Raw genomic sequence first — 22,489 nt, forward strand, 5'->3', positions numbered from 1 at the left:
AACCAGCGCTTCGCTATCCCCGCCCCGACGAGCGCTGGCCGGTCTTGCGCTGCTGCTGGTTGGTGTAGGAGTCCCAATGGCTCCAGCTGCCACTGCTCAGGCTTTGGAGGTCGGTGCCGAGCGGACGGCGCGTGCGCTTGTCGTGATCGGCGATGGCGCGCTCGGACTGCGCGATCTTGCGCTTGAGTTCCGCGATCGCCTTCTGGGTCTGCCCGTTCCGCTTCGAGGACGCGATCTCGCCCATTGTGAAGCGCGCGGTCTCGAGCGCCTTCAACTCGGCGCGGTTCTTCTTCAACTGGACCCGGTGCCAGGCGATGTTGCTGTCGCTGTCCGCAACCATGTGGGAACTCCGCTGATTCGTTCCCACAGTGTATCAAGCGCCGAATCGGCGGGGCAACGGGCGCCCCGCGGCAAAAATGCGGTGTTATTGTGCGGGAATTCCGGGCCCATAGCGTTTTCAAGCGAAGTGGATACCGGTTCGCGTGAGGAAAACGCGCCAAATAAGACTCTAGAGCCTGTTCCGCTTCAGCGGAATTGGCTCTAGCGCTCGGCAAAGGCCTTTTCGACGACGAACTGGGCCGGCTCGCCGTGATTGCCCTCAACGAAGCCGCGCTCGCCGAGCAGCACGCGGGTGTCCGCCACCAGCGCCGGGCTGCCGCAGATCATGACGCGGTCATGCGCGGCTCCCAGCACCGGCAGGCCGATATCGCTGAACAGCTTGCCCGACGTGATGAGGTCGGTGATGCGGCCGCGGTTGCGGAAGGGGTCGCGCGTCACGGTCGGGTAGTAGATCAGCTGCTCGCGGATGTATTCGCCGAGCAGCTCGTCCTGCGGCAGGTGCTCGGTGATCATCTCGCCATAGGCGAGCTCCTTCACGTGCCGGCAGCCGTGCAGGAGCACCACCTTCTCGAACCGCTCGTAGGTCTCGGGGTCCTTGATCACGCTCAGGAACGGCGCAAGGCCCGTGCCGGTGCCGATCAGGTAGAGGTTGCGACCTTCTTCCAGGTTGTCGATCACGAGCGTGCCGGTGGCCTTGCGGCTGACGATGATCTCGTCACCTTCCTTGAGGTGCTGAAGGCGCGAGGTGAGCGGGCCGTCAGGCACCTTGATCGAGAAGAATTCGAGGGTGTCCTCGTAATTGGCGCTGGCGACGCTGTATGCCCGCAGCAGGGGCTTCTCGCCGACCTTGAGCCCGATCATGGTGAACTCGCCGTTGCGGAAACGGAAGGTCGGGCTGCGGGTGGTCTTGAAGGAGAACAGCGTGTCGGTCCAGTGGTGGACGCTCAAAACGCTTTCCTGATTGAAATTGCTCATCTCACCTTCCCTGTCGCGTCAATTGCGGTTCTCGAGGCGGGCAGCTATGCGTCGTTTGTACACGATCATTCGTATACTAATGAATAATCCTGCTTGATCCCGCGGTCAAGCCTGCCCAAGATCGAAAGCGTTGCAGTTAGGAATAAGGAGCCCTTCCATGGCGCATGACGCACCCCAGGCCACCGGACCCTCGAAGCTCGTGATCCGCAATATCGGCCTGATCCTGTCCGGCGCCCTGGAAAAGCCGATCCTGGACGGCGACACCATCGTCGCCGAGAACGGCAAGATCACCGCGATCGGCCGCTTCAAGGACTGCAACGTCGAGGGCGCGACCACCATCGTCGACGCCCAGGGCACCACGGTCGCGCCCGGCCTGATCGACAGCCACGTCCACCCCGTCGCGGGCGACTGGACGCCGCGGCAGAACCAGATCAACTGGATCGACAGCTACCTCCATGGCGGCGTCACCACCATGATCTCCGCCGGCGAAGTGCACATGCCCGGCCGGCCCCGCGACGTCGTCGGCCTCAAGGCCATGGCCGTGTTCGCCCAGCGCGCGTTCTGGACCCTGCGGCCGGGCGGCGTGAAGGTTCACGCCGGCGCGCCGGTGATCGAATGCGAGATGGTCGAGGAAGACTTCAAGGAGATGGCCGCCAACGGCGTCAAGCTGCTCGGCGAGGTTGGCCTCGGCGGCGTGAAAGACGGGCCTACCGCGCGGAAAATGGTCGGCTGGGCGCGCAAATACGGCATTCAGAGCACGATCCATACCGGTGGCCCCTCGATCCCCGGCTCCGGCCTGATCGACAAGGACGTGGTGCTGGAGGCCGACACCGACGTGGTCGGCCACATCAATGGCGGCCACACCGCCCTTCCCGACGACCAGATCCGTTGCATCTGCGAGGGCTGCAAGCGCGGCCTCGAGCTCGTGCACAACGGCAATGAGCGCTCGGCCCTATTCACGCTGCGCACCGCGCGCGAGATGGGCGATCTGCATCGGGTGATCCTCGGCACCGACGCGCCCGCTGGCTCCGGCGTGCAGCCGCTCGGCATTTTGCGCATGGTCTCGATGCTGTCCTCGCTCGGCGAGCTGCCGGCCGAGATCGCATTCTGCCTTGCCACGGGCAACACCGCGCGGATGCGACAGCTCGATTGCGGCCTCATTGAAGTGGGCCGCTCCGCCGATTTCGTCATCATGGACAAGGCGCAGCACTCGCCCGGCAAGAACATCCTGGACAGCGTCCAGCTCGGCGACCTCCCCGGCATCGGCATGACCATCATCGACGGCATCGTGCGCACCCAGCGCAGCCGCAACACGCCGCCGGCCGGCAAGGTGCCGGAGGTGGTGGCGAAGTAGCCAAGGAAATAGTGCCGTAGGGTGGGCAAAGCGACAGCGTGCCCACCAATACGTCGGCAAAGCAGTGAAAGATGGTGGGCACGGCGCAAGCGCGCCTTTGCCCACCCTACGAGACCTTCACCGCAGCTTGTTCAACAGCGCCATCAGCGTCTCACGCTCCTTGGCATCGAGCGGCGCCAGCGTCTCGCGCGTGATCGCCAGCGCGTTCGGCGCGAGCTTTTCCGCGAGCTGCTGGCCGGCGCGCGTGAGACTCACCAGCAGCCGCCGGCCGTCCTCGGGGTCCTGACTTGTCTCGGTCAGGCCGCGCGCGGTCAGGCGGTCGATCACGCCCTTGATGGTCGCGACGTCCATCGCCGTGAGCCGTCCAAGCTGGTTCTGCGAGCACGCGCCGGTCTCGGCGAGCTTCGACAACGCCGCCCATTGCGTCGGCGTCAGGTTGGTGCCGATGTCGCGGGAGAAGATCGCGCTGTGGCGCTGCCAGACCTGGCGCAGGATGAAGCCGACCTGCTCGTCGAGCACGTAAGGCGACCTGAAAGGCGATTTGGCCGGCTTGACGCCCTTCTTCACCGCGACGCTTCTCGCCATGCCTTCCCCACCCCTCACAACGACAGATGCGCGTCGCGGATATCCGGACGCGCATCGAGCTCGGCCATGGTGCCGCCGAAGCAGATGCGGCCGCGCTCGATGATGTAGGCGCGATCGGAGATCAACCGCGCGAAATGCAAATTCTGCTCGGAGACGACGATGCTGACGCCCTCCTTCTTCATGGTCAGGATGGCATCGACCATCTGCTCCACGATCTTCGGCGACAGGCCTTCCGAGGGCTCGTCCAGCAGCACCAGCGACGGATTGCCCATCAATGTGCGCGCAATCGTCAACATCTGCTGCTCGCCACCGCTCATGCGGCCGCCCGGGCGGTTCTTCATCTCGCCGAGATTGGGAAACAGCGCGAACAACTTTTCGCGCGTCCAGTGCGGCGCATTCCGCCGCTTCGGCTGCCGGCCGACTTCGAGATTTTCCTCCACCGTCAAATCAGTGAAGATGCGCCGCTCCTCCGGCACATAGCCGAGGCCCTCGCGCACGATCTCGTGGGTCGGCTTCGCCGAAACGTCCTTGCCCTCGAACGTGATGCGGCCGGAGCGCTGCGCCACGAGCCCGACGATGGACCGGAACGTCGTCGACTTGCCGGCGCCGTTGCGACCGAGCAGCGCGACGACTTCGCCCTCGCCGACCTCGAAACCGATGTCGAACAGGATATGCGCGGGGCCGTAATGGCTGTTGAGGTCCTGCACCGAGAGCTTCATGCCGAGGTCCCCTCGCGATGGCGGGCATCGTAGACGAGGCCCTCGCCGAGATAGACCGCCTGCACCTGCGGATTGCCGCGCACTTCGGCCGGCGAGCCCTCGGCGATCAGCGTGCCGCGGTTGAGCACGATGATGCGGTCGGCATGCTCGAACACCACGTCCATGTCGTGCTCGGTGAAGAGCACGCCGATCGATTTCTCGCGCGCGATTTGTGCCGTGAGCCGCATGAGGTCGACGCGCTCGCGCGGCGCCATGCCGGCGGTCGGCTCGTCCATCAGCAAGAGCTTCGGCTGGTTGGCGAGCGCCACCGCAAGCTCGAGCCGCTTGAGGTCGCCATAGGCGAGCTCGCCGCAGGGCCGATCGGCATAGCCGCCCATGCCGACCAGCTCCAGCAGCCGGCCGGCCTCGCCGCGATCGAAATTCGGCGCCGAGCCGAACAGATTGAACAGTTGCTTGCCATGCGAGATCAGCGCGACCTGCACGTTCTCGCGCACGGTCATGGTGGCGAAGGTCGCCGTGATCTGGAAAGTGCGCCCGACGCCCATACGCCAGATATCGCGCGGCTTCTTGCCGGTGGTCTCTTCGCCAAGCAGCCGGACATGACCGCTATCCGGCCTGTTCTGGCCGTTGAGCATGTCGAAGCAGGTGCTCTTGCCCGCGCCGTTCGGGCCGATCAGCGCAAGTATCTCACCGGCGCGCAGCGAGAACGAGACGCCGCGTACGGCGTGGATGCCGCCGTAGGATTTGGTCAGGCCTTCGACCGCGAGAAGTGGGGGTGCGACGCTCATTCGGCGGACTCGATCGGCTTGGCAAGCAAGGAGGATCCCGGCGGGGATGACTTCCGGCGGCGCTGCGCCAGCATCTCCAGCATGCCGACGATGCCCTTGGGGAAGACGACAACGATCAGCACGATGAAGCCGCCGAGCACGAGCTTCGAAAGATCGGTCTGGCTCACCAGCCAGATGTTCAATGCCTTGTAGACGATCGCGCCGATCACCGCGCCCGACACGGTCTCGACGCCGCCGAGCAGCACCATGACCAGCGCATCGACCGACAGCGAGATGCCGAGATTGTCAGGGAAGACGCTGCCCTTCAGGTACGCGAACAGCGCGCCGCCAATGCCGGCGGTGGTGCCCGCGATCACGAAGGCGGTCCACTGGATGCGCTTGGCGTTGATGCCGACCGCTTCGCTGCGCAGCAGCGAGTCGCGGGTCGCACGGAGCGCATAGCCGAACGGCGAGAACACCATGATCCGCAGCGCGATGGTGACGAGCGCGGCGACGCCGAGCGCCAGCCAGTAGAAATGCGACGGGCTCGCCGCCCACTTCTCGGGCCAGACGCCCAGAATGCCGTTGTCACCGCCCGTGACGCTCACCCATTGGAACGCGATCGACCAGACGATCTGGGCGAAGGCGAGCGTCAGCATGGCAAAATAGACGCCGGAGAGCTGCACGGCGAAGAAGCCGAACACGGCGGCACCCATGCAGCCGAGCAGCGGCCCGAGCAAGAGGCACACGATCATCGGCAGCCCCGCCATCTTGGCGAGGAAGGCGATGCCGTAGGCGCCGAGGCCAAAATAGGCGGCGTGGCCGAACGATGCGAGCCCGCCGACCGACATCAGGAAGTGCAAGGAGACGGCGAAGATCACGAAGATCGCGATCTCCGAGCCGACGGTGAGGAGATAATTGCCGGCAAACAGCGGCAGCATCGCCGCGAACACGACCGCGGCCAGCGCGGCCAGCCGCTCGTTCGAGGTCAGCGGCCGCCAGGGATTGACGGTGAGGCCCGGCGTCTTGCGCGCGGCCGCCTCCGGCTTGCCGAACAGGCCCCAGGGCCGGACGATCAGCACCACCGCCATCACCAGGAAGACAAGGATGATGGAGATTTTCGGAAAGATCAGGATGCCGAAGGCATTGAGCTCCGACACCAGCACGGCGGCGACGAACGCACCGACGATGCTGCCGAGGCCGCCAATCACGACCACCACGAAGACCTCGACGATGATGCGCAGGTCCATGGCGTGATGCACGGCATCGCGCGGGATCTGGAGCGCGCCGCCGAGGGCTGCGAGAAAGACGCCGACCGCGAACACCGACGTGAACAGCCATTTTTGGTTCACGCCAAGCGCGGCCACCATGTCGCGGTCCTGCGTCGCGGCGCGTACCAGCACACCCCAGCGCGTGCGCTGGAACAACAGCCAGAGAATGCCGAGCACGACCGGGCCGAGCACGATCAGGAACAGGTCATAGCTCGGGATGTTCTGGCCGAAGAAATCGATCGCACCCTTGAAGCCCGGCGCGCGGCGGCCGACGAGGTCGTCGGGGCCCCAGATCAGCACGACGAGATCCTCGACCATCAGGGTCAGGCCAAAGGTCGCGAGCAGCTGGAACAGTTCGGGCGCATGATAGATGCGGCGGAGCAAGACCATCTCGACCAGCACACCGATTAGCGCAACGGCCAGCGCCGCCAGCACGATGCTGCCCCAGAAGCCGAACGCGCCCGACAGCCGCTCGGTCAGCGTGAAGGCGATATAGGCGCCGATCATGTAGAAGGCGCCATGCGCGAAATTCACGATCCGCGTCACGCCAAAGATGATCGACAGGCCCGAGGCCACCAGGAACAGCGACGCTGCGCTGGCAAGACCTGTCAGAAACTGTACGACGTAAAAGGCCATCGGCGGTCCGGGTTAGTTAAGTCTGAGAAGTCGTAGGGTGGGTTAGCGCAGCGTAACCCACCACTTTTTCTCGTATGGTACCGAAAGCGGTGGGTTACGCCTTCGGCTAACCCACCCTACGGCAGTGGAGATCAATCCTTCGGCCGCAGCTTCTCGACTTCGGCATCACCAGGCAGATAGTCCGAGCCCTTCTTGTAGGACGAATCCACCATCACGCCCTTGCCGTCCTTCAGCGCGGTCTTGCCGACATAGGCGCCGAGCGTCGACTGATGGTCGATCTTGCGGAACGTGATCTCGCCGAACGGCGACGGCATCGACAGCCCTTCCGCCGCGGCAATCAGCTTCTCCGGATCGGTCGAGCCCGCCTTGGCCAAAATCGCCGCCGCCGCCTTGATGGTCTGGTAGCCGACGATCGAGCCGAGGCGCGGATAGTCGTTGTACTTGGCCTGGTAGGCCTTCAGGAACGCGTCGTGCTCGGGCGTCTTGATCGAGTACCAGGGATAGCCGGTGACGATCCAGCCCTCGGGCGTCTCGTCCTTGAGCGGGTCGAGATATTCGGGCTCGCCGGTCAGGAACGACACGACCTCGCGGCCCTTGAACAGACCGCGGGTGTTGCCTTCACGCACGAGCTTGACGAGGTCGGCGCCGAAGGTGACGTTGAGGATGGCTTCGGGGTTGGCGGCGGCAACCGCCTGCACCACCGGGCCCGCGTCGATCTTGCCCTGCGGCGGCCACTGCTCGTCGACCCACTGGATGTCAGGGCGCTTCTCCGACATCAGCTTCTTGAACACCGATACCGCCGACTGGCCGTATTCGTAGTTCGGCGCGATCGTCGCCCAGCGCTTGGCCGGCAGTTTTGCGGCGGCTTCCACCAGCATCGCGGCCTGCATGTAGTTCGAGGGGCGCAGGCGGAACGTGTACTTGTTGCCCTTCGCCCAGGTGACGGCGTCCGTCAGCGGCTCGGCCGCGAGGAAGAACACCTTCTTCTGGTTGGCGAAGTCGCTGACGGCCAGACCGATGTTGGACAGGAACGTGCCCGTCAGCATCGCCACGCCTTCGCTGGAGACGAGCTCATTGGCCGCAGTCTGCGCATCGGCCGGCTTGCCGCCGTCGTCCTTGGAGATCACGACGAGCTTCTTGCCGTTGATGCCGCCGGCCGCGTTGATCTCCTCGACCGCGAGCTGCCAGCCCTTGCGATAGGGCTCGGTGAACGCCGGCAGCAGCGAATAGCTGTTGATCTCGCCGATCTTGATGTCCTGCGCCATGGCCGAATGGGCCATGCCGCCGGCCAGAAGCGCGAAGGCCGCGCCGACGAAGTAATTTCTTGCTCGCATCCCAACCTCCAGTTTTGAACTTTTTCGCCTCGAACATGTCCCGAGAGCTGTGCCCGCCCCCCGGATCATGCCTCATCTCAAACCGTCTTCGCCCTTCACTTCCGCAACCGTCAGCCCGCCGACGCGCGGCAGCGGACGGCCGCTGTCTGTGACGGCGACCGCGACCATGATCTCGTTGGCGCGCGGGGCGTCGTTGATCTGCACTTCCATGCCATCGAAATGACTGCGGACGAAGGCCGCGTCCTTGTGCCCGAGCGGGATGTCCAGCGTCGTGCCGGGACCGCTGCGCTTTTTCGACGACGGGATCAGCGCCGCGCCCTTGCTCAAAACTTTCCGCACCGGCGCGCCCATCTTCGGATGAAGGATCGCGGCGGCGTGCTCCAGCTCACCATTCTCGCCGACGGCCGCGGCCTTGCCGTAGCTCTGCGCCTTCGCGCCATCGATACCCAGCGCGGCCACCGCGCGCTTCGACAAGAGCTCACCGAGCTCCTCGCCGATCGCGATCAAGGGCGAGAGATCCTCGACATATTTTCCGGCAAAGGGATTTTCGATCACGGCGATCGCGGCGGCGCGCCGCGTCGGCGGCGAGACCTGGCGGCCCATCTCCATCTGCGTCTCTTCGACGACGGTGACGATCTTGCGGATGATCGCGCTCATGTTTCGCTTCCCTGTTCAGGCACTGACCGCATTCTCCAGCACGAGCGGGCGCGGCCGTTGCTCTTCTATATCCTTGGTTCCGATGACAAGCATATCACCACAAAGCCTGAGCATGGCACCCTCGATCAGTCCACGATCGAATAATTGCCGTGCACATTCCGCGCCAGATTCCAGCGCAGCCGTGATCTCGTCTTGCGACAATTCACCGACGTCGCGGGTGACGAGACGTGGGCCGAGATCGCTGTCGGGCTGAAGCTCGTTCGCAGGCGTGCGCGTGATGGCGGGATGCCCGGGCAGATCGACAGCATTGGCGATGATCGTCGCCGCCGCATCGGCCTGCGACGCCGTCGCCGCCAGCACCGTCACCGCATCGGCAATGCCGAGCGAGAAGCTGCGGCCGTGGCGTCCGCTGGTCGCAATGCCCCGCACGGGATCATCCGAATCGATCCGCATGGCCCGCATCACGCCGTTCCGGTCAGGCCGGTCCATCAGGCCGACCGAGAAATGTTCGCCCGCGCCGAGGTGCAGCGCGATGTCGCCACCATTGTTGACATAGGCCTGGTCGAGCGTCGCGACGTGAAGCATCGCGCCCAGAATTTCCTCGGCCACGCTGCCCGCCACCGCGGCCATCGGCGTGATGAAGCGATCCCAGGCGTAGGGAGTGACGGCAGCAAACATGCGCCGAGCCACCGTGCCTTCCAGCGAACACGCCGCCGGCAGCGCCGCCCGCCGTAATTCCGGCAGCTCCGCGCAGAGTTCGTCGAGAAGGCCCGTGAACCTTCGCGCCGCAGCTTCATAAGCTGCGCGCACCTCGTCCGCGTGCCCCCTCGCCTCAACGATCAGATCAATCGGTCCATCCTGCAAATGCAGCCGCCGGCCATCAGACAGCAATGCGATTTGCGGGAGCCGTGTCATGCCCGCGGTCCCGGAATCGGGTTCTGCCAGGGCAACTGGCGGACGTCGTCACCGTTCTGCACCTCGGCGAGCGGCTTGACGTAATCCATGTGCCCGCCGAGCGCGGCATAGTCGGTCAGCTTCATCGTGAACTCGATCGGCGCGACCAGCGCCGGCGTCGGCACATAGCCGAACGCCCCCGCCGGCATCTGCGTGACGTCGACCATGTAGGTGATACCGCCGCCGGGCCAGACATAAACCGGTGCACCGCCGCTGGTGACGCGCGTGAGTGCATCCTTCACCGAGCGCGTCAGCCGCACCGGATTGTCGGTGACACCGGCGCGCAACGAGCCGCCGGCCCCCGCCATGAACAGCACCGTGCACAGCGCCGGCTCGCAATTCTCCTGGATCCGCTCGACCGAGAATTTCAGGTCGGCCGGCATCTCGGTCTCGACCGGGTTCAAGGTCTCGTCGAGCACGTAATAGGACGAATGCTCGCCGGTCGTGGAGACCATCAGCATGGTCAACCCGGCCTTCGCCTCCTTCTTGTCGAAGGGCCCGAGAATCGCCAGGGGATCGGAGATGTTGGTACCGCCCCAGCCCGTGCCGGGATCGGCGACCTGGAAATAGCGGCCGGGTGTCGAGCGCCGGCCCTTCATCTTGATGCCGGTGTCGGCGATGTCGAGCAGCTTGCCGGCCTGGTGCTCCGAGAGCACGCCGGTGATGTGGTCATCGACCACGACGACCTCGTCAACTTTGCCATGCCACTGCTTGGCGAACATGCCGATCGTCGCCGAACCGCAGCCGACGCGCATGCGCTCTTCCCTGACGCCATTGACGATCGGCGGCTGGCCGGCCTGCACCACGACCGTGGCGCCGCCGTCGATGGTGAGCTCGACCGCCTTGCAATTGGCGAGGTCCATCAACGTGTCGCAGGTGACGCGGCCCTCCTTCTTGGAGCCGCCGGTGAGATGATGCACGCCGCCGAGCGACAGCATCTGCGAGCCGTATTCACTGGTGGTGACATGGCCGACCGCCTCGCCCTGTGCGCGCACGGTCGCGGTTTCAGGGCCGAGATAGCGGTCGGTGTCGATCTTCACCTTGATGCCGCAATAGGAGAAGATGCCCTCGGTGACCACGGTCACCATGTCGACGCCATCGACCTCCGCGGAAACGATGAACGGCGCCGGCTTGTAATCGGGATAGGTCGTGCCCGCGCCGATCGCGGTGACGAAAGTGGAGGGCTCGTGGACGATCTTGCCGTCCCAGTCTTCGGTGCGGCTAAACGGCACCAGCTTCCCGCCGTGCTCGACGGTGCGCTCCAGGATCACGTGCGGATCGACGCGGACGAGCTTGCCGTCATGGTTGGCATAGCGGTCGCAAGCGCCCGCCGCGCCCGGCTTGATATAGCACATCACCGGACAGGCATCGCAGCGGATCTTGTCGGTGGCAGCGCTCGTTGTTTCCATCACCATATGGGGCCAGGAGACGTTATCATTCGTATACGAACGATGTTGCGCGCGGTCCCCCGGCGCTGTCAAGCACCGGTGCAGCGCAAAAGATGCCGCTGCCGCATAAAACCTCATTTGCCTAGCCGCGCTGTCCATAAACAAGGCAACCGCGCTGCAGTGCGGCATGCACGGCTTGCACGTTTGTGTACAAACGGTATCGTCGCGACATAGATTTGGCAGCACTTCGCCGAGCGCTTGGAAACGAGGATGACGCAGACACCGATCCGCCTCACCGTGAACGGAGGGATCCACGAGGTCACTGCGGCGCGGGACACGCCGTTGCTCTACGTGCTGCGCAACGATCTCGCGCTCAACGGTCCGAAGTACGGTTGCGGTCTCGGTGAATGCGGCACCTGTACTGTCCTGATCGACGGCGCCGCCGCGCGCTCGTGCGTGATTCCGGTCGGCGGCTGCACCGGGCGCGACATCGTGACGCTCGAAGGGCTCGGCACCCGCGACAAGCCTGACGTGGTGCAGCAGGCCTTCATCGACGAGCAGGCCGCGCAATGCGGTTACTGCCTCAACGGCATGATCATGACCACCAAGGCGCTGCTTGCGATCAATCCGCGGCCGACCGAGCAGGAGGCGCTGGCGGCGCTGCGCTACAATCTCTGCCGTTGCGGCACCCATGTCGAAATTCTGCACGCCGTGATGCGCGCCTCCGGCCAGCTCACCGAGGCCGAAGATTGATGGCCTTCCCTGCCTCGAACGGAGCTGAGCGGCCATCGGGTTCGCTCGTCGTCGTCCGCACCGTGGACGAGATCACATCCGAGACGTTCGTCCGCATCACCGCGGACGGCTCGGTCAGCGCCTATAACGGTCATGTCGATCTCGGCACCGGCATCCGCACCGCGCTCGGCCAGATCGTCGCCGAAGAGCTAGATGTGTCCTTTGCGCGCGTCGTCGTCGTGCTCGGCGACACCGCCGTGGTGCCGAACCAGGGCGCGACGATTGCCAGCGAAACCATCCAGATCACCGCCGTGCCCCTGCGCAAGGCCGCAGCCCAGGCGCGGCACTTCCTGATCGCGCGCGCGGCCGAGCGGCTGGAGCTGCCGGCGGCTGAGCTGAAGATCGAGGACGGTCTCGTCCGCGGGCATAATCGCAGCGTCAGCTACGGGGAGTTGATCGGCGGCGAAGAGATCCGGCTCGAGCTTGCCGACGACGTTGAGGTCAAGCCTGTCGGCGATTACGCCATCGTCGGCCAATCCGTCCCGCGCGTCGACCTGCCCGCCAAGGCCACGTGCGAATTGACTTTCGTGCACGATATCCGCCTGCCCGGCATGCTGCACGGCCGCGTGGTGCGCCCGCCCTATGCCGGCGTCGATGCCGGCCCGTTCGTCGGCACCAGCCTGATCGCCGTCGATGAATCGTCCGTCCGAGATATTCCCGGCATCGTGGCCGTGGTGCACATCGGTGATTTCGTCGGCGTCGTTGCCGAGCGCGAGGAAAATGCGATCCGCGCAGCCGAGCAGCTCAAGGTGAGCTGGAGGCCGACGCCTGCCCTCACCGACCTTGCCGACGTCGAGACCGCGCTGCGGGCCAATCCGTCGACGCCCCGGACGCTGATCGACAAGGGCGACGTCGACAAGGCGCTATCAGGCGCGGCGAAGCCGATGCAGCGCACCTACGTCTGGCCGTATCAGATGCACGCCTCGATCGGCCCGTCCTGCGCCGTCGCCGATGTCCAGGACGGCAATATCCGGGTCTGGTCGGGCACGCAGAACCCGCACCTCCTCCGCGCCGATCTCGCGCTGCTGATCGAGCGTCCCGAGAGCGAGATCGAGGTCATCCGCCTCGAGGCCGCCGGCTGCTACGGCCGCAACTGCGCCGACGATGTCACCGCCGACGCGCTGCTGCTCTCGCGCGCGGTCGGCCGTCCCGTCCGTGTCCAGCTGACACGCGAGCAGGAGCACACCTGGGAGCCCAAGGGCACCGCGCAACTCATCGACGTCAATGGCGGCCTCGATGCCGACGGCGGCATTGCCGGTTACGATCTCGCCACGCGCTATCCCTCGAATGCCGCACCGACGCTCGCACTGCTGCTGACTGGGCGCATTCCATCCGAGCCCGCCGTGCTCCAGATGGGCGACCGCACCGCGATCCCGCCTTACGATTACGACAATATGCGCGTGGTCGCCCACGACATGCCGCCGATCGTGCGCGCCTCCTGGTTTCGTGGAGTCTCGGCGCTGCCGAACACCTTTGCGCATGAATCCTATATCGACGAGGCCGCGACCGAGGCCGGCGTCGATCCCATCGAATACCGCCTGCGCTATCTGAAGGACCCGCGCGCGGTCGATCTCGTCAATGCGGTCGCCGAACGCGCGGGCTGGACGCCGCGCCCAATGCGCGAGGAGAAGGACGGCGAGATCGTGCACGGGCGCGGTTTTGCTTACGCGCTCTACGTCCACAGCAAGTTTCCCGGCTATGGCGCGGCGTGGTCGGCCTGGATCGCCGACGTCGCGGTGAACAAGACCACCGGCGATGTCAGCGTGACGCGCGTCGTCGCGGGACAGGACTCCGGACTGATGATCAATCCGGACGGCGTGCGCCACCAGATCCACGGCAACGTCATCCAGTCCACCAGCCGCGCGCTGATGGAGGAGGTCTCGTTCGAGCGCGGCGCGGTGGCGGCGCGCGAATGGGGCGCCTATCCGATCATCCCCTTCCCCGATGTTCCCAAGATCGACGTGTTGATGCTGCCGCGGCCGGACCAGCCGCCGCTCGGCGTCGGCGAGTCCGCATCGGTGCCCAGCGCAGCCGCGATTGCGAACGCCATCTTCGATGCCACCGGCGTTCGCTTTCGCGAGCCGCCATTCACGCCGGAGCGCATCCTGAAGGGCTTGCACGGCGAGACATCGCCCGTGCCGCAGGCCCTGCCCCCGCCCGCTGCGCCAAAGCCGTCGCGCATCTGGGAAATTCCCTTCGCCAAAAGCGTTGGCATTGTCGCAACGATCGCGGCGGTCTGCACCGCCGCCATCGGCATCGGCGCGGCGCTGCTACCCGGCCGCGCCATCGCGCCGATCGCGCGGCCCGATGCATCGGTCTACTCCGCCGCGACCATCGCGCGCGGCCAGCAGCTTGCGGCGCTGGGCAATTGCGCGGAGTGCCACACCAGCTTCAATGGCGTGCTCAACGCCGGCGGCCGTGCGCTGGAGACGCCGTTCGGCACAATCTATTCAACCAACATCACACCCGACGTCGAGACTGGCATCGGCGCCTGGTCCTATCCCGCCTTCGAGCGCGCGATGCGCGACGGACTGCATCGAGACGGACGGCAGCTCTACCCCGCCTTCCCGTACACGCATTTTGCCAGGACCAACGATGCCGACATGCAGGCGCTCTACGCCTATCTGATGGCGCAACCAGCGGTGCGCGCGACGCGGCCTGCGAACACGCTCGCCTTCCCATTCAATCTCCGCCCGCTGCTGGCCGGATGGAACGCGCTGTTCCATCAAGCAAAAGAGTTCAAGCCTGATCCCGCCAAATCGGAGGCATGGAATCGCGGCGCCTATCTCGTCGAGAGTCTCGGCCATTGCAGCGGCTGCCATTCGCCGCGCAATGCGCTCGGCGCCGAGCAGCGCAATGCTTATCTCGCCGGCGGCTTCGCCGAGGGCTGGGAGGCCCCGCCGCTGACCTCGCTCTCGCACGCGCCGATCCCCTGGAGCGAGGACGAGCTGTTCGCTTATTTGCGCACCGGCCATTCGCGTTATCACGGCGTCGCGGCCGGCCCGATGGCGCCGATCGTGAAGGACCTCAAGGCCCTGCCCGACCAGGATATCCGCGCGATGGCGGTCTATCTCAACTCGTTCAACGACACCGCGGACGAAGTGCCCGCACTGGCGGCGAAGCTCGAGAGCGCGACACAAGTCAGCGTCACCTCGTCCCCCGGCGCACGGCTTTACCAGGGCGCCTGCGCCGTCTGCCACGAGGTCGGCGGCCTGCCGCTGTTCGGCAGCCGGCCCTCGCTCGCGCTCAACAGCAACCTTCACAGTGCGAAGCCGGACAATCTCGTGCAGGTGATCCTGCACGGCATCATTGATCCCGTGTCGAGCGATCTCGGCTACATGCCCGCGTTCAGAAACAGCATGAGCGACACGCAGGTCGAGGAGCTCGTCAGCTTCCTGCGCGGGCAGTTTGCACCGGACAAGCCGGCCTGGACCGGCGTGCGGGAGACGATCGCGCGGGTGCGGGCGTCGGTGCACTAGCGCCTGACTGGGATCAGCCCCGATGCCGCCTCAGCGGAGGTGTGTTCCCTCCCCCCTTGTGGGGGAGGGCTAGGGAGAGGGGTGGCCCAGGAAAAGGCGCCAGTTGTTGACGATGCACCAAGTGCGGGTGCGCGACGGATAGAGTCCCCGTATGGTACCCCCCTCCCTGCCCCTCCCCCACAAGGGGGGAGGGAACGGATAGAGCGCCGCTGTCGGTCCGACTGAATTCGACATCAATCCGGTACGCTCAAATGCTCACCTGTGCTTCTTCATCTCCACCGGCGGGGTGCCGTGGGTGTGGAAGGACTCGATCGTCTTCAAGCCCCAGGCCTGGCCCTTCTTGCGCTCCTCTTCCGTCCACACGATCGGCTTCCAGTCGGGCGCAAGGATGAGGCGGGCGCCGGCGTTGGCGACCTCGACGCGGTTGCCGCCGGGCTCGTAGACATAGAGGAAGAAGGTCTGCTGGATCGCGTGCTTGTGCGGTCCGGTCTCGATATGCACGCCATTCTCCAGGAAGATGTCGGCGGCGCGAAGAATCTCCTCGCGGCTGTCGAGCGCGTAGGTGACGTGGTGAAAGCGGCCGGGCGTGCCGGAATGGTCGAGCGAATAGGCGAAGTCGTAGCTTTTGTTCGACATCGTCAGCCACATCGCGGCCTCGCGGCCATCATTGAGCACGATCTGCTCGGTCAGGCGGCAGCCGAGATAATTCTCGAAGAACTCGCGGTTGGCCTTGATGTCGACGGCGAGGCAGTTGAGATGATCGAGCCGGCGGACATTGACGCCGCGCGCGGGAAAACGTTGCGCCTGGTTCTTCAGCGCAGGCTTCAGCTCGGGCGGCGCCTGATACCACTCGGTCTCGTAATAGAGCTCGACGATGTGGCCGTCGGGGTCGCGGCAGCGGAAGGTCGGCCCCTGCCCCATGTCGCCGTCGATCCAGCCGATGTCGAAGCCAGAGCCCTTCAGCGCGGCGACGCGGCGCTCCAGCGCCTGCTGGCTGCGCGCGCGCAGCGCCATATGCTCCATGCCTGAGGTCTTCGATGCCGTGAGCTTGAGCGAATAGCGCTCGTAATCGTCCCAGCCCCGCAAGTACACCGACTCGCCCTTTTGCCCGCTCACCGTCATGCCCATGACGTCGACGAAGAATTTCAGGCTCTCGTCGGGCTTCGGCGTCAGCAGTTCCATGTGGCCGAGATGGGCGAGATCGAGGATCGGTTCGGGCTGCATCTTGTCCTCCAGGTCAGCTGCGATCAGGTCAGCTGCGATCCGCTGCACCGGGTCGCGCCATCGGGCGCGGCGCTGCAAGCGGCTCGCGCCGGGGCGGCACCGAGGCCGCGGGCTCATTTGTACTAATGTACAAATGATTAGGTCCCGTCAACAAATCAAACCGCGGAGCTTTTGATCGAGGGCCGCCCGTCCCCGATGACAACAATCCGTCAAACGACGGACCGACTGGCCGAATGGTAAAATCTTCCTTAAGCGTTTTCGGCCGCGCCGGCCCAGAAAAGCAGCATTTTCCAGCCGATTCCGCCGGCAAGTATGCATTGGGAACAAAGCGACGGGCCGAATTGTCGCGGATTTAACGAAGCGGGCGCGCCTGCCGTTTAACCGTTTGTCCAGCGACGGCCACGCATAGTTCGGACCAAACCCCTTGCTCTTGCCAGGTTCATTCATCGTGACATCCTTTGGACGCGTGATTTCGGTTCGCGGATCGCTCGCCCGGGTCGGGCTTCTGGCGGAAAGCCGGATGCCCATCTCGGAAGTTCGGGCGACAGTCGGCCGCTTCGTCAGCATTCGTTGCGCCAGCTCGGTCATCGTCGCCATGATCACCGAGGTCTCCTGCGAGAATTTGTCGAGCGCCGACAATTACATCGCCATCGCCTCGGTCGACCTGCTCGGCGAGATCCTCAACGCCGCCGACAAGGCCAAATTCCAGCGCGGCGTCACCAATTATCCGACCATCGGCGATGCCGTCGACCTGATCACCAGCCAGGAGCTGCGCACGATCTACGCGCCGACCGGCTCGGACCAGATCAATGTCGGTTTCCTCCAGCAGGACCGCTCCGTCGTCGCCTATGTCGACGTCGAGGAAATGCTGTCCAAGCATTTTGCCGTGCTGGGATCGACCGGCGTCGGTAAGTCCACCGGCGTGTCGCTGCTGCTCAACGAGATCCTCAAGGCGCGCCCGAACCTGCGCATCTTCCTGCTCGACGTCCACAACGAATATGGCCGCTGCTTCGGCGACCGCGCGCTGGTGCTGAACCCGCGGAACCTGAAGCTGCCGTTCTGGCTGTTCAATTTCGAGGAGATCGTCGACGTGCTGTTCGGCGGCCGCGCCGGCGTGCCCGACGAGCTCGACATCCTCGCCGAGGTGATCCCGCTCGCCAAAGGCGTCTACACCCAGTACCAGAACGCCGATCGCATCGGCCTCAAGCGCATCGATCCCAAGCAGATCGGCTACACCGTCGACACGCCGGTGCCGTACCGTCTCGTCGACCTGCTGTCGCTGATCGACGAGCGCATGGGCAAGCTGGAGAACCGCTCCTCGCGCATCATCTATCACAAGCTGATCTCGCGCATCGAAGCCGTACGCAATGATCCGCGCTACGCCTTCATGTTCGACAACGCCAATGTCGGCGGCGACACCATGGCCGAAGTGATCAGCCATCTGTTCCGCCTGCCGGCCAACGGCAAGCCGATGACGGTGATGCAGCTCGCCGGCTTCCCGGCCGAGGTCATCGATTCCGTCGTGTCCGTGCTCTGCCGCATGGCCTTCGACTTCGGCCTGTGGAGCGACGGCGTCTCGCCGCTGCTGTTCGTCTGCGAGGAGGCGCACCGCTACGCCTCCGCCGACCGCAACGTCGGCTTCGGCCCGACCCGCAAGGCGGTGTCGCGCATCGCCAAGGAAGGCCGCAAATACGGCGTCTATCTCGGCCTCATCACCCAGCGTCCGGCCGAGCTCGACGCCACCATCATCTCCCAGTGCAACACGCTGTTCACGATGCGTCTTGCCAACGACCGCGACCAGGCGCTGCTGCGCGCCGCGGTTTCGGATGCGGCCGCGAACCTGCTGTCCTTCGTGCCCTCGCTCGGCACCCGTGAGGTGCTGGCGTTCGGTGAAGGTGTCGCGCTGCCGACCCGCCTGCGTTTCAAGGAGGTGCCGCCGCACCAGCTGCCGCGCGGCGAAGCCACCATCTCGAGCGTGCCGTCGATGACCTCCGGTCACGATATGCATTTCGTCAGCGCCGTGCTCGAGCGCTGGCGCGGCGCCACCTCGCAGCGCGACGTGCCGAACGACCCGGTGTTCTCGGCCCCGCCGGCCAAGACGATGTCGAGCCTCGAAGCCCCGATGCTGCAACCGTCGATGGGCCTCGACCCCGATCGCTTCTCGCTGCTGAAGAAGCCGCTGCGGTAAGGACGCGCTTTTCCCACACCGTCATTGCGAGCGTAGCGAAGCAATCCAGAGTCTTTCCGCGGAGGGATTCTGGATTGCTTCGCTGCGCTCGCAATGACGGCGGACGGAGCGTCGCTCATAACTCGCACGTTCGTCGCGGCCAGTTCGGAAGGCCAGATTGAGCCCGCCGCCCGCATCGACTATGGTTGCCGGCCCCAAGCCGGAACCATGCCAATGACAAAGCCCGCCGCGCAACGCTTCCCCGCACCCGCCCTCGACACGCTGCCCGAGGACATCCGCACGCGCCTCCTCGCCGTGCAGGAGAAGAGCGGCTTCGTGCCGAACGTGTTCCTGACGCTGGCCTACCGTCCGGACGAGTTCCGCGCCTTCTTCGCCTATCACGACGCGCTGATGGAGAAGGACAGCGGGCTGTCCAAGGCCGAGCGCGAGATGATCGTGGTCGCGACCTCCGCGGCCAACCAGTGCCAGTATTGCGTGATCGCGCATGGCGCGATCCTGCGCATCCGCGCCAAGAACCCGCTGATTGCCGACCAGGTCGCGGTGAACTACCGCAAGGCCGACATCACGCCCCGCCAGAAGGCGATGCTCGATTTTGCGATGAAGGTGTCTGCCGACGCACAGCGCGTCTCCGAGGATGATTTTGCCGCGCTTCAACCCCACGGCTTCAGCGACGACGACATCTGGGACATCGCCGCGATCTCCGCCTTCTTCGCGCTCTCGAACCGCCTCGCGAACTTCACCGGCATGCGTCCGAACGAGGAGTTCTACCTGATGGGACGGCTGCCGAAGACGTGACCGACAAGACATGACCGAGCTGGACTGGCCCGAAATCCTGCTGCGCCTCGGCACGGCGACGCTCGCCGCCGGCGCGATCGGCCTCGACCGCGACCTGCACGACAAGCCGATCGGGCTGAAGACGCTCGGCATCGTCGGGCTCTCCACCGCCACTGTCGTGCTGCTCGCCGTGCAGTTCGCCGAGCCCGGCAAGATCACCGATGCGGCCAGCCGCGTGATCCAGGGCATCCTCACCGGAATCGGCTTTCTCGGCGCCGGCGTCATCGTGCGCGAGGGCCATCGCTTCCGCGTCCATGGCTTGACCAGCGCAGCCTGCGCCTTCCTCGCCGCCTGCCTCGGCATCGCCTGCGGCGCCGGCGAATGGAAGATCGTCCTGGTCGCGGTGGTGATCGCAATTGTACTGCTCACGGTCGGCCGGCCCGTCGAACGCTGGCTGCACCGCCTGCTTGGCGGCAATGACAGTCACACCTAGGCCGGAAGCGACGCCATAAGTCTGATGCGTGCGCGCAGATGCAGATCGAGATTGCAGGGTTCCATTCGTCGTTCACGTCCAGGCACGATTATGTTCGAAATCGCCATCATCGCGCTTTAGACCGTTGTTCGCGCGTGGTCTTTTCGACAAGCGATTGCGTCATCGTCCGCGTCATGCGCGGACGCTCGCGCGCCGACATCCTGTTGGCGTAATCGCTTCGACGTGCACGTGTCACATGCGCGTCGTCGGCCGCACTCGATAATCGCTCCCCGTTGCAGACAACATCCGCGCAGATTGCGCAGTCAGCCTGGGGGCGATCACATGAACAAGAAGATTCTTCTTTCCCTGATTGCGGCGATGTCGCTCGCCACATCGCTGGCCGGTGTTGCGACGCCTGTGCGTGCGGGCGATGACGACCAGGACCGCGACTTCGGCAATTTCCGCAATCGCGATCACGGTGGCGGCCATCATGGCCACAAGTCGAAGCAGGTCGTGCTGATCTCGCTCGACGGCGCCAAGCCCAATTTCATCCAGCAATTCATCGAGGAAGGCGTGTTGCCGCGTGACGGCGGCCTGGCGCGGCTGAGCCGCCACGGCGCAGTGGCGCTGCAGAACGTGACGGCCTCGCCATCGCTCACGGCAGTGTCGCATATCGAGATCGCCACCGGCTCGAACGCGGTTCACAACGACATCCCCTCGAACACGTTCCAGGCCGCCGTCGCGCCGATCTCCTCGAGCATCAGCGGCTTCGCGGCCCCGATTGGCGGTTATCAGGAGAGCCCGCTCGGGCCTTCGCCGCACCCGACGGCCGAACCGCTGTGGGTGCAGCTCCGCCAGCAGGGCAAGAAAGTCGCCACCGCGACCTGGCCCGGCGGCGACGGCGCCGACATCTCCATCAACGGCACCGTGGTGCAACCGGCGCAGCCGACCCGTGTGACCAACTACACCGTGCCGTTCGGTGCGTTCGGCGGCCTCTCCGCCCAGGGCTTCTCGCTGACCCAATCCGACTTCGCGCCCGATGCCGGCGTCGTCGCAGGACTCCAGGCAGCCGGCCATTTCTCCTTCAGCCCGGTGCTGGTGACGACCAACCCGATCGAGTCGTTCTCGTGCTCCTCGGCGCAGACCTCGACCTGCTCCAGCAACGCGGCGACGTTCGACGTCAAATATTCGATCCGCGTCGCGGCGATCGACACCACCAACGACAACAAGGTGAACTACGACACGCTGGTGTTCTTCGATACCACGCAGGGCATCAAGCGAGGACCGTTCCACGCTCCCTCGACCGGACCTGCCTATGCCAAGTTCGGCGACGAGAACGCGCCGTTCTTCTTCGAGGGCAGCGGCGCCAAGGTCGGTGCCGCCTATTACGTCTCGCAGCTGTCGCCCGATCTCTCCGTGGTGCGCTTCGCCCGCTACGGTGCCAACTACATCCCGCGCAACACGCCGGTGCTGGCCGATGTCGACGACATCAACAACAACATCGGCTTCTGGCGTCCGCAGGCCGATTTCCGCATTCCGGAGCGGCTGAGCCCCGGCTTCACCAATTTCCCCGACATCGAGATCGAGGCGATGTTCGAGGACATGGTCAAGACCTTCGTGCGCTACCAGGCCGAGATCGGTGAGCGCGCGATCCAGAATCATCCCGACGCCGACCTCGTCATGGTCTATATCGAGCAGCCGGACGGCTCCGAGCATCAGTTCCTGCTCACCGATCCGCGCCAGGGCACCAACCCGAAGGATCCGAACTCGATCGGCGCCGGCCAGGATCCTGCCAAGGTCAAGCGCTACGCCTCCTACATCCGCTTCGCCTATCAGGTCGCCGACAAGGCGGTGAAGAAGATCGCCGATGCGGCGGGCTCCGACAGCAACGTCATCGTGGTCTCCGACCACGGCTTCGCCCCGTTCCACACCTCGGTCAGCATGACCAACATCCTGAAGAACGCCGGCATCGACACCACGAAGCTCGCGATCCGCACCTCGGGTCCGGCGGTCAACATCTACGTCAACCTCCAGAACCGCGAACAGGGCGGCACCGTCGATCTTTCGACCTATAAGGCGCTGGTCGCGCAGATCGCTGACGCAGTGAAGAACGCGGTCGATCCCAATCCGAAGTTCAACTACTCGCTCGACAGTGGACGCATCTTCAACGTAGTGGAGACCCGGCCGCTGCAATGCAACGCCGGAACCGGGCTGTGCACCAGCAAGACCATCGGCCAGGATTTCGGCGATGTGTTCGCGCTGATGGCGCCGGGTTACAATTTCGACGGCATCCAGAACCCCGGCGTCGCGCGCCTCGGCGACCCCGCGTTCAACGCGGCAACGACCATGCTGTCGATGCCGAACTTCTACGGCGCGCACGGCCATGATCCCGAGCTGCCGGTGATGAGCGCGACCTTCATCGCCGCAGGTCCCGATATCCGCAAGACCACGATCCGGCGCATGCGCAACCTCGACGTCGCGCCGACGATCATGCAGATCCTCGGCGTCAGGCCGCACCAGGTCGACGGCGAGGTGCTGCGCGAGATCCTGCGCTGAAGCAGGCCGCAGTGAAGACTCAGCC

General features: G+C 65.2%; 18 protein-coding genes. 7 read left to right on the forward strand and 11 right to left on the reverse strand.

The features are described from left to right. Window positions 1-13: 13 nt before the first annotated feature. Complete coding sequence (locus QA642_RS30070; protein WP_283080078.1) at window positions 14-340, reverse strand: hypothetical protein; 327 nt, start codon at window positions 338-340, stop codon at window positions 14-16. 200 nt (window positions 341-540) lie between these two features. Further along, window positions 541-1,314, reverse strand: a complete 774-nt coding sequence (locus QA642_RS30075) for a ferredoxin--NADP reductase (protein WP_283080079.1) — start codon at window positions 1,312-1,314, stop codon at window positions 541-543. Between the two features lie 157 nt (window positions 1,315-1,471). Here QA642_RS30075 and QA642_RS30080 point away from each other — a divergent pair, with 157 nt between their 5' ends. Next, the gene (locus tag QA642_RS30080) at window positions 1,472-2,668 is read left to right on the forward strand and encodes an amidohydrolase family protein (RefSeq protein WP_283080080.1); all 1,197 of its coding nucleotides are present in this window, start codon (window positions 1,472-1,474) and stop codon (window positions 2,666-2,668) included. A 117-nt stretch (window positions 2,669-2,785) separates the two neighbouring features. Here QA642_RS30080 and QA642_RS30085 read toward each other — a convergent pair whose 3' ends face one another. The 8 genes from QA642_RS30085 to QA642_RS30120 all read right to left on the reverse strand — a co-directional run bounded on the left by QA642_RS30085 (window position 2,786) and on the right by QA642_RS30120 (window position 11,006). After that, window positions 2,786-3,253, reverse strand: coding sequence for a MarR family transcriptional regulator (locus QA642_RS30085; RefSeq protein WP_283080081.1), 468 nt, complete (start codon window positions 3,251-3,253; stop codon window positions 2,786-2,788). A 14-nt stretch (window positions 3,254-3,267) separates the two neighbouring features. Beyond that, on the reverse strand, window positions 3,268-3,972 hold the full coding sequence (locus QA642_RS30090) for an ABC transporter ATP-binding protein (RefSeq protein ID WP_283080082.1): 705 nt from the start codon (window positions 3,970-3,972) through the stop codon (window positions 3,268-3,270). Next, the gene (locus QA642_RS30095; protein ID WP_283080083.1) at window positions 3,969-4,760 is read right to left on the reverse strand and encodes an ABC transporter ATP-binding protein; all 792 of its coding nucleotides are present in this window, start codon (window positions 4,758-4,760) and stop codon (window positions 3,969-3,971) included. The genes QA642_RS30090 and QA642_RS30095 overlap by 4 nt, the downstream gene beginning before the upstream one ends. After that, window positions 4,757-6,646, reverse strand: coding sequence for an ABC transporter permease (locus tag QA642_RS30100; protein WP_283080084.1), 1,890 nt, complete (start codon window positions 6,644-6,646; stop codon window positions 4,757-4,759). The genes QA642_RS30095 and QA642_RS30100 overlap by 4 nt, the downstream gene beginning before the upstream one ends. 131 nt (window positions 6,647-6,777) lie before the next feature. Next, window positions 6,778-7,980, reverse strand: coding sequence for an ABC transporter substrate-binding protein (locus tag QA642_RS30105; protein WP_283080085.1), 1,203 nt, complete (start codon window positions 7,978-7,980; stop codon window positions 6,778-6,780). A 72-nt stretch (window positions 7,981-8,052) separates the two neighbouring features. Further along, window positions 8,053-8,637, reverse strand: a complete 585-nt coding sequence (locus QA642_RS30110) for an amino acid synthesis family protein (RefSeq protein ID WP_027557295.1) — start codon at window positions 8,635-8,637, stop codon at window positions 8,053-8,055. 15 nt (window positions 8,638-8,652) lie between these two features. Then, window positions 8,653-9,552, reverse strand: coding sequence for a UPF0280 family protein (locus QA642_RS30115; RefSeq protein WP_283080086.1), 900 nt, complete (start codon window positions 9,550-9,552; stop codon window positions 8,653-8,655). Then, window positions 9,549-11,006: a 6-hydroxynicotinate reductase gene (locus tag QA642_RS30120; protein ID WP_283080087.1), complete on the reverse strand. Its 1,458-nt coding sequence runs from the start codon at window positions 11,004-11,006 to the stop codon at window positions 9,549-9,551. Before QA642_RS30120 ends, QA642_RS30115 begins: the two co-directional genes overlap by 4 nt. A gap of 243 nt (window positions 11,007-11,249) precedes the next feature. Between QA642_RS30120 and QA642_RS30125 the strand changes: the two genes are divergently transcribed. Together QA642_RS30125 and QA642_RS30130 are read left to right on the forward strand one after the other, a co-directional pair. Next, window positions 11,250-11,732, forward strand: a complete 483-nt coding sequence (locus QA642_RS30125; protein ID WP_283080088.1) for a (2Fe-2S)-binding protein — start codon at window positions 11,250-11,252, stop codon at window positions 11,730-11,732. After that, on the forward strand, window positions 11,732-15,250 hold the full coding sequence (locus QA642_RS30130) for a molybdopterin cofactor-binding domain-containing protein (RefSeq protein WP_283080089.1): 3,519 nt from the start codon (window positions 11,732-11,734) through the stop codon (window positions 15,248-15,250). The genes QA642_RS30125 and QA642_RS30130 overlap by 1 nt, the downstream gene beginning before the upstream one ends. A gap of 255 nt (window positions 15,251-15,505) precedes the next feature. Here QA642_RS30130 and QA642_RS30135 read toward each other — a convergent pair whose 3' ends face one another. Then, entirely contained in the window at window positions 15,506-16,474 is a 969-nt protein-coding gene (locus tag QA642_RS30135) for a catechol 2,3-dioxygenase (RefSeq protein ID WP_283080090.1), read from the reverse strand. A 448-nt stretch (window positions 16,475-16,922) separates the two neighbouring features. On the opposite strand from QA642_RS30135, the gene QA642_RS30140 reads away from it, so the two are divergent. The 4 genes from QA642_RS30140 to QA642_RS30155 all read left to right on the forward strand — a co-directional run bounded on the left by QA642_RS30140 (window position 16,923) and on the right by QA642_RS30155 (window position 22,464). Next, window positions 16,923-18,662 (forward strand): DUF87 domain-containing protein, encoded by a 1,740-nt coding sequence (locus QA642_RS30140; RefSeq protein ID WP_283080091.1) that lies wholly within the window; start codon window positions 16,923-16,925, stop codon window positions 18,660-18,662. Window positions 18,663-18,875: 213 nt separating this feature from the next. Then, window positions 18,876-19,457: a peroxidase-related enzyme gene (locus tag QA642_RS30145; RefSeq protein WP_283080092.1), complete on the forward strand. Its 582-nt coding sequence runs from the start codon at window positions 18,876-18,878 to the stop codon at window positions 19,455-19,457. Window positions 19,458-19,467: 10 nt separating this feature from the next. Continuing rightward, window positions 19,468-19,929: an MgtC/SapB family protein gene (locus tag QA642_RS30150; protein WP_283080093.1), complete on the forward strand. Its 462-nt coding sequence runs from the start codon at window positions 19,468-19,470 to the stop codon at window positions 19,927-19,929. A 321-nt stretch (window positions 19,930-20,250) separates the two neighbouring features. After that, window positions 20,251-22,464: an alkaline phosphatase family protein gene (locus QA642_RS30155; RefSeq protein WP_283080094.1), complete on the forward strand. Its 2,214-nt coding sequence runs from the start codon at window positions 20,251-20,253 to the stop codon at window positions 22,462-22,464. Window positions 22,465-22,489: the final 25 nt, after the last annotated feature.

Origin of the sequence: Bradyrhizobium sp. CB2312 (assembly GCF_029714425.1) — a bacterium.
Classification (GTDB): Bacteria; Pseudomonadota; Alphaproteobacteria; order Rhizobiales; family Xanthobacteraceae; genus Bradyrhizobium.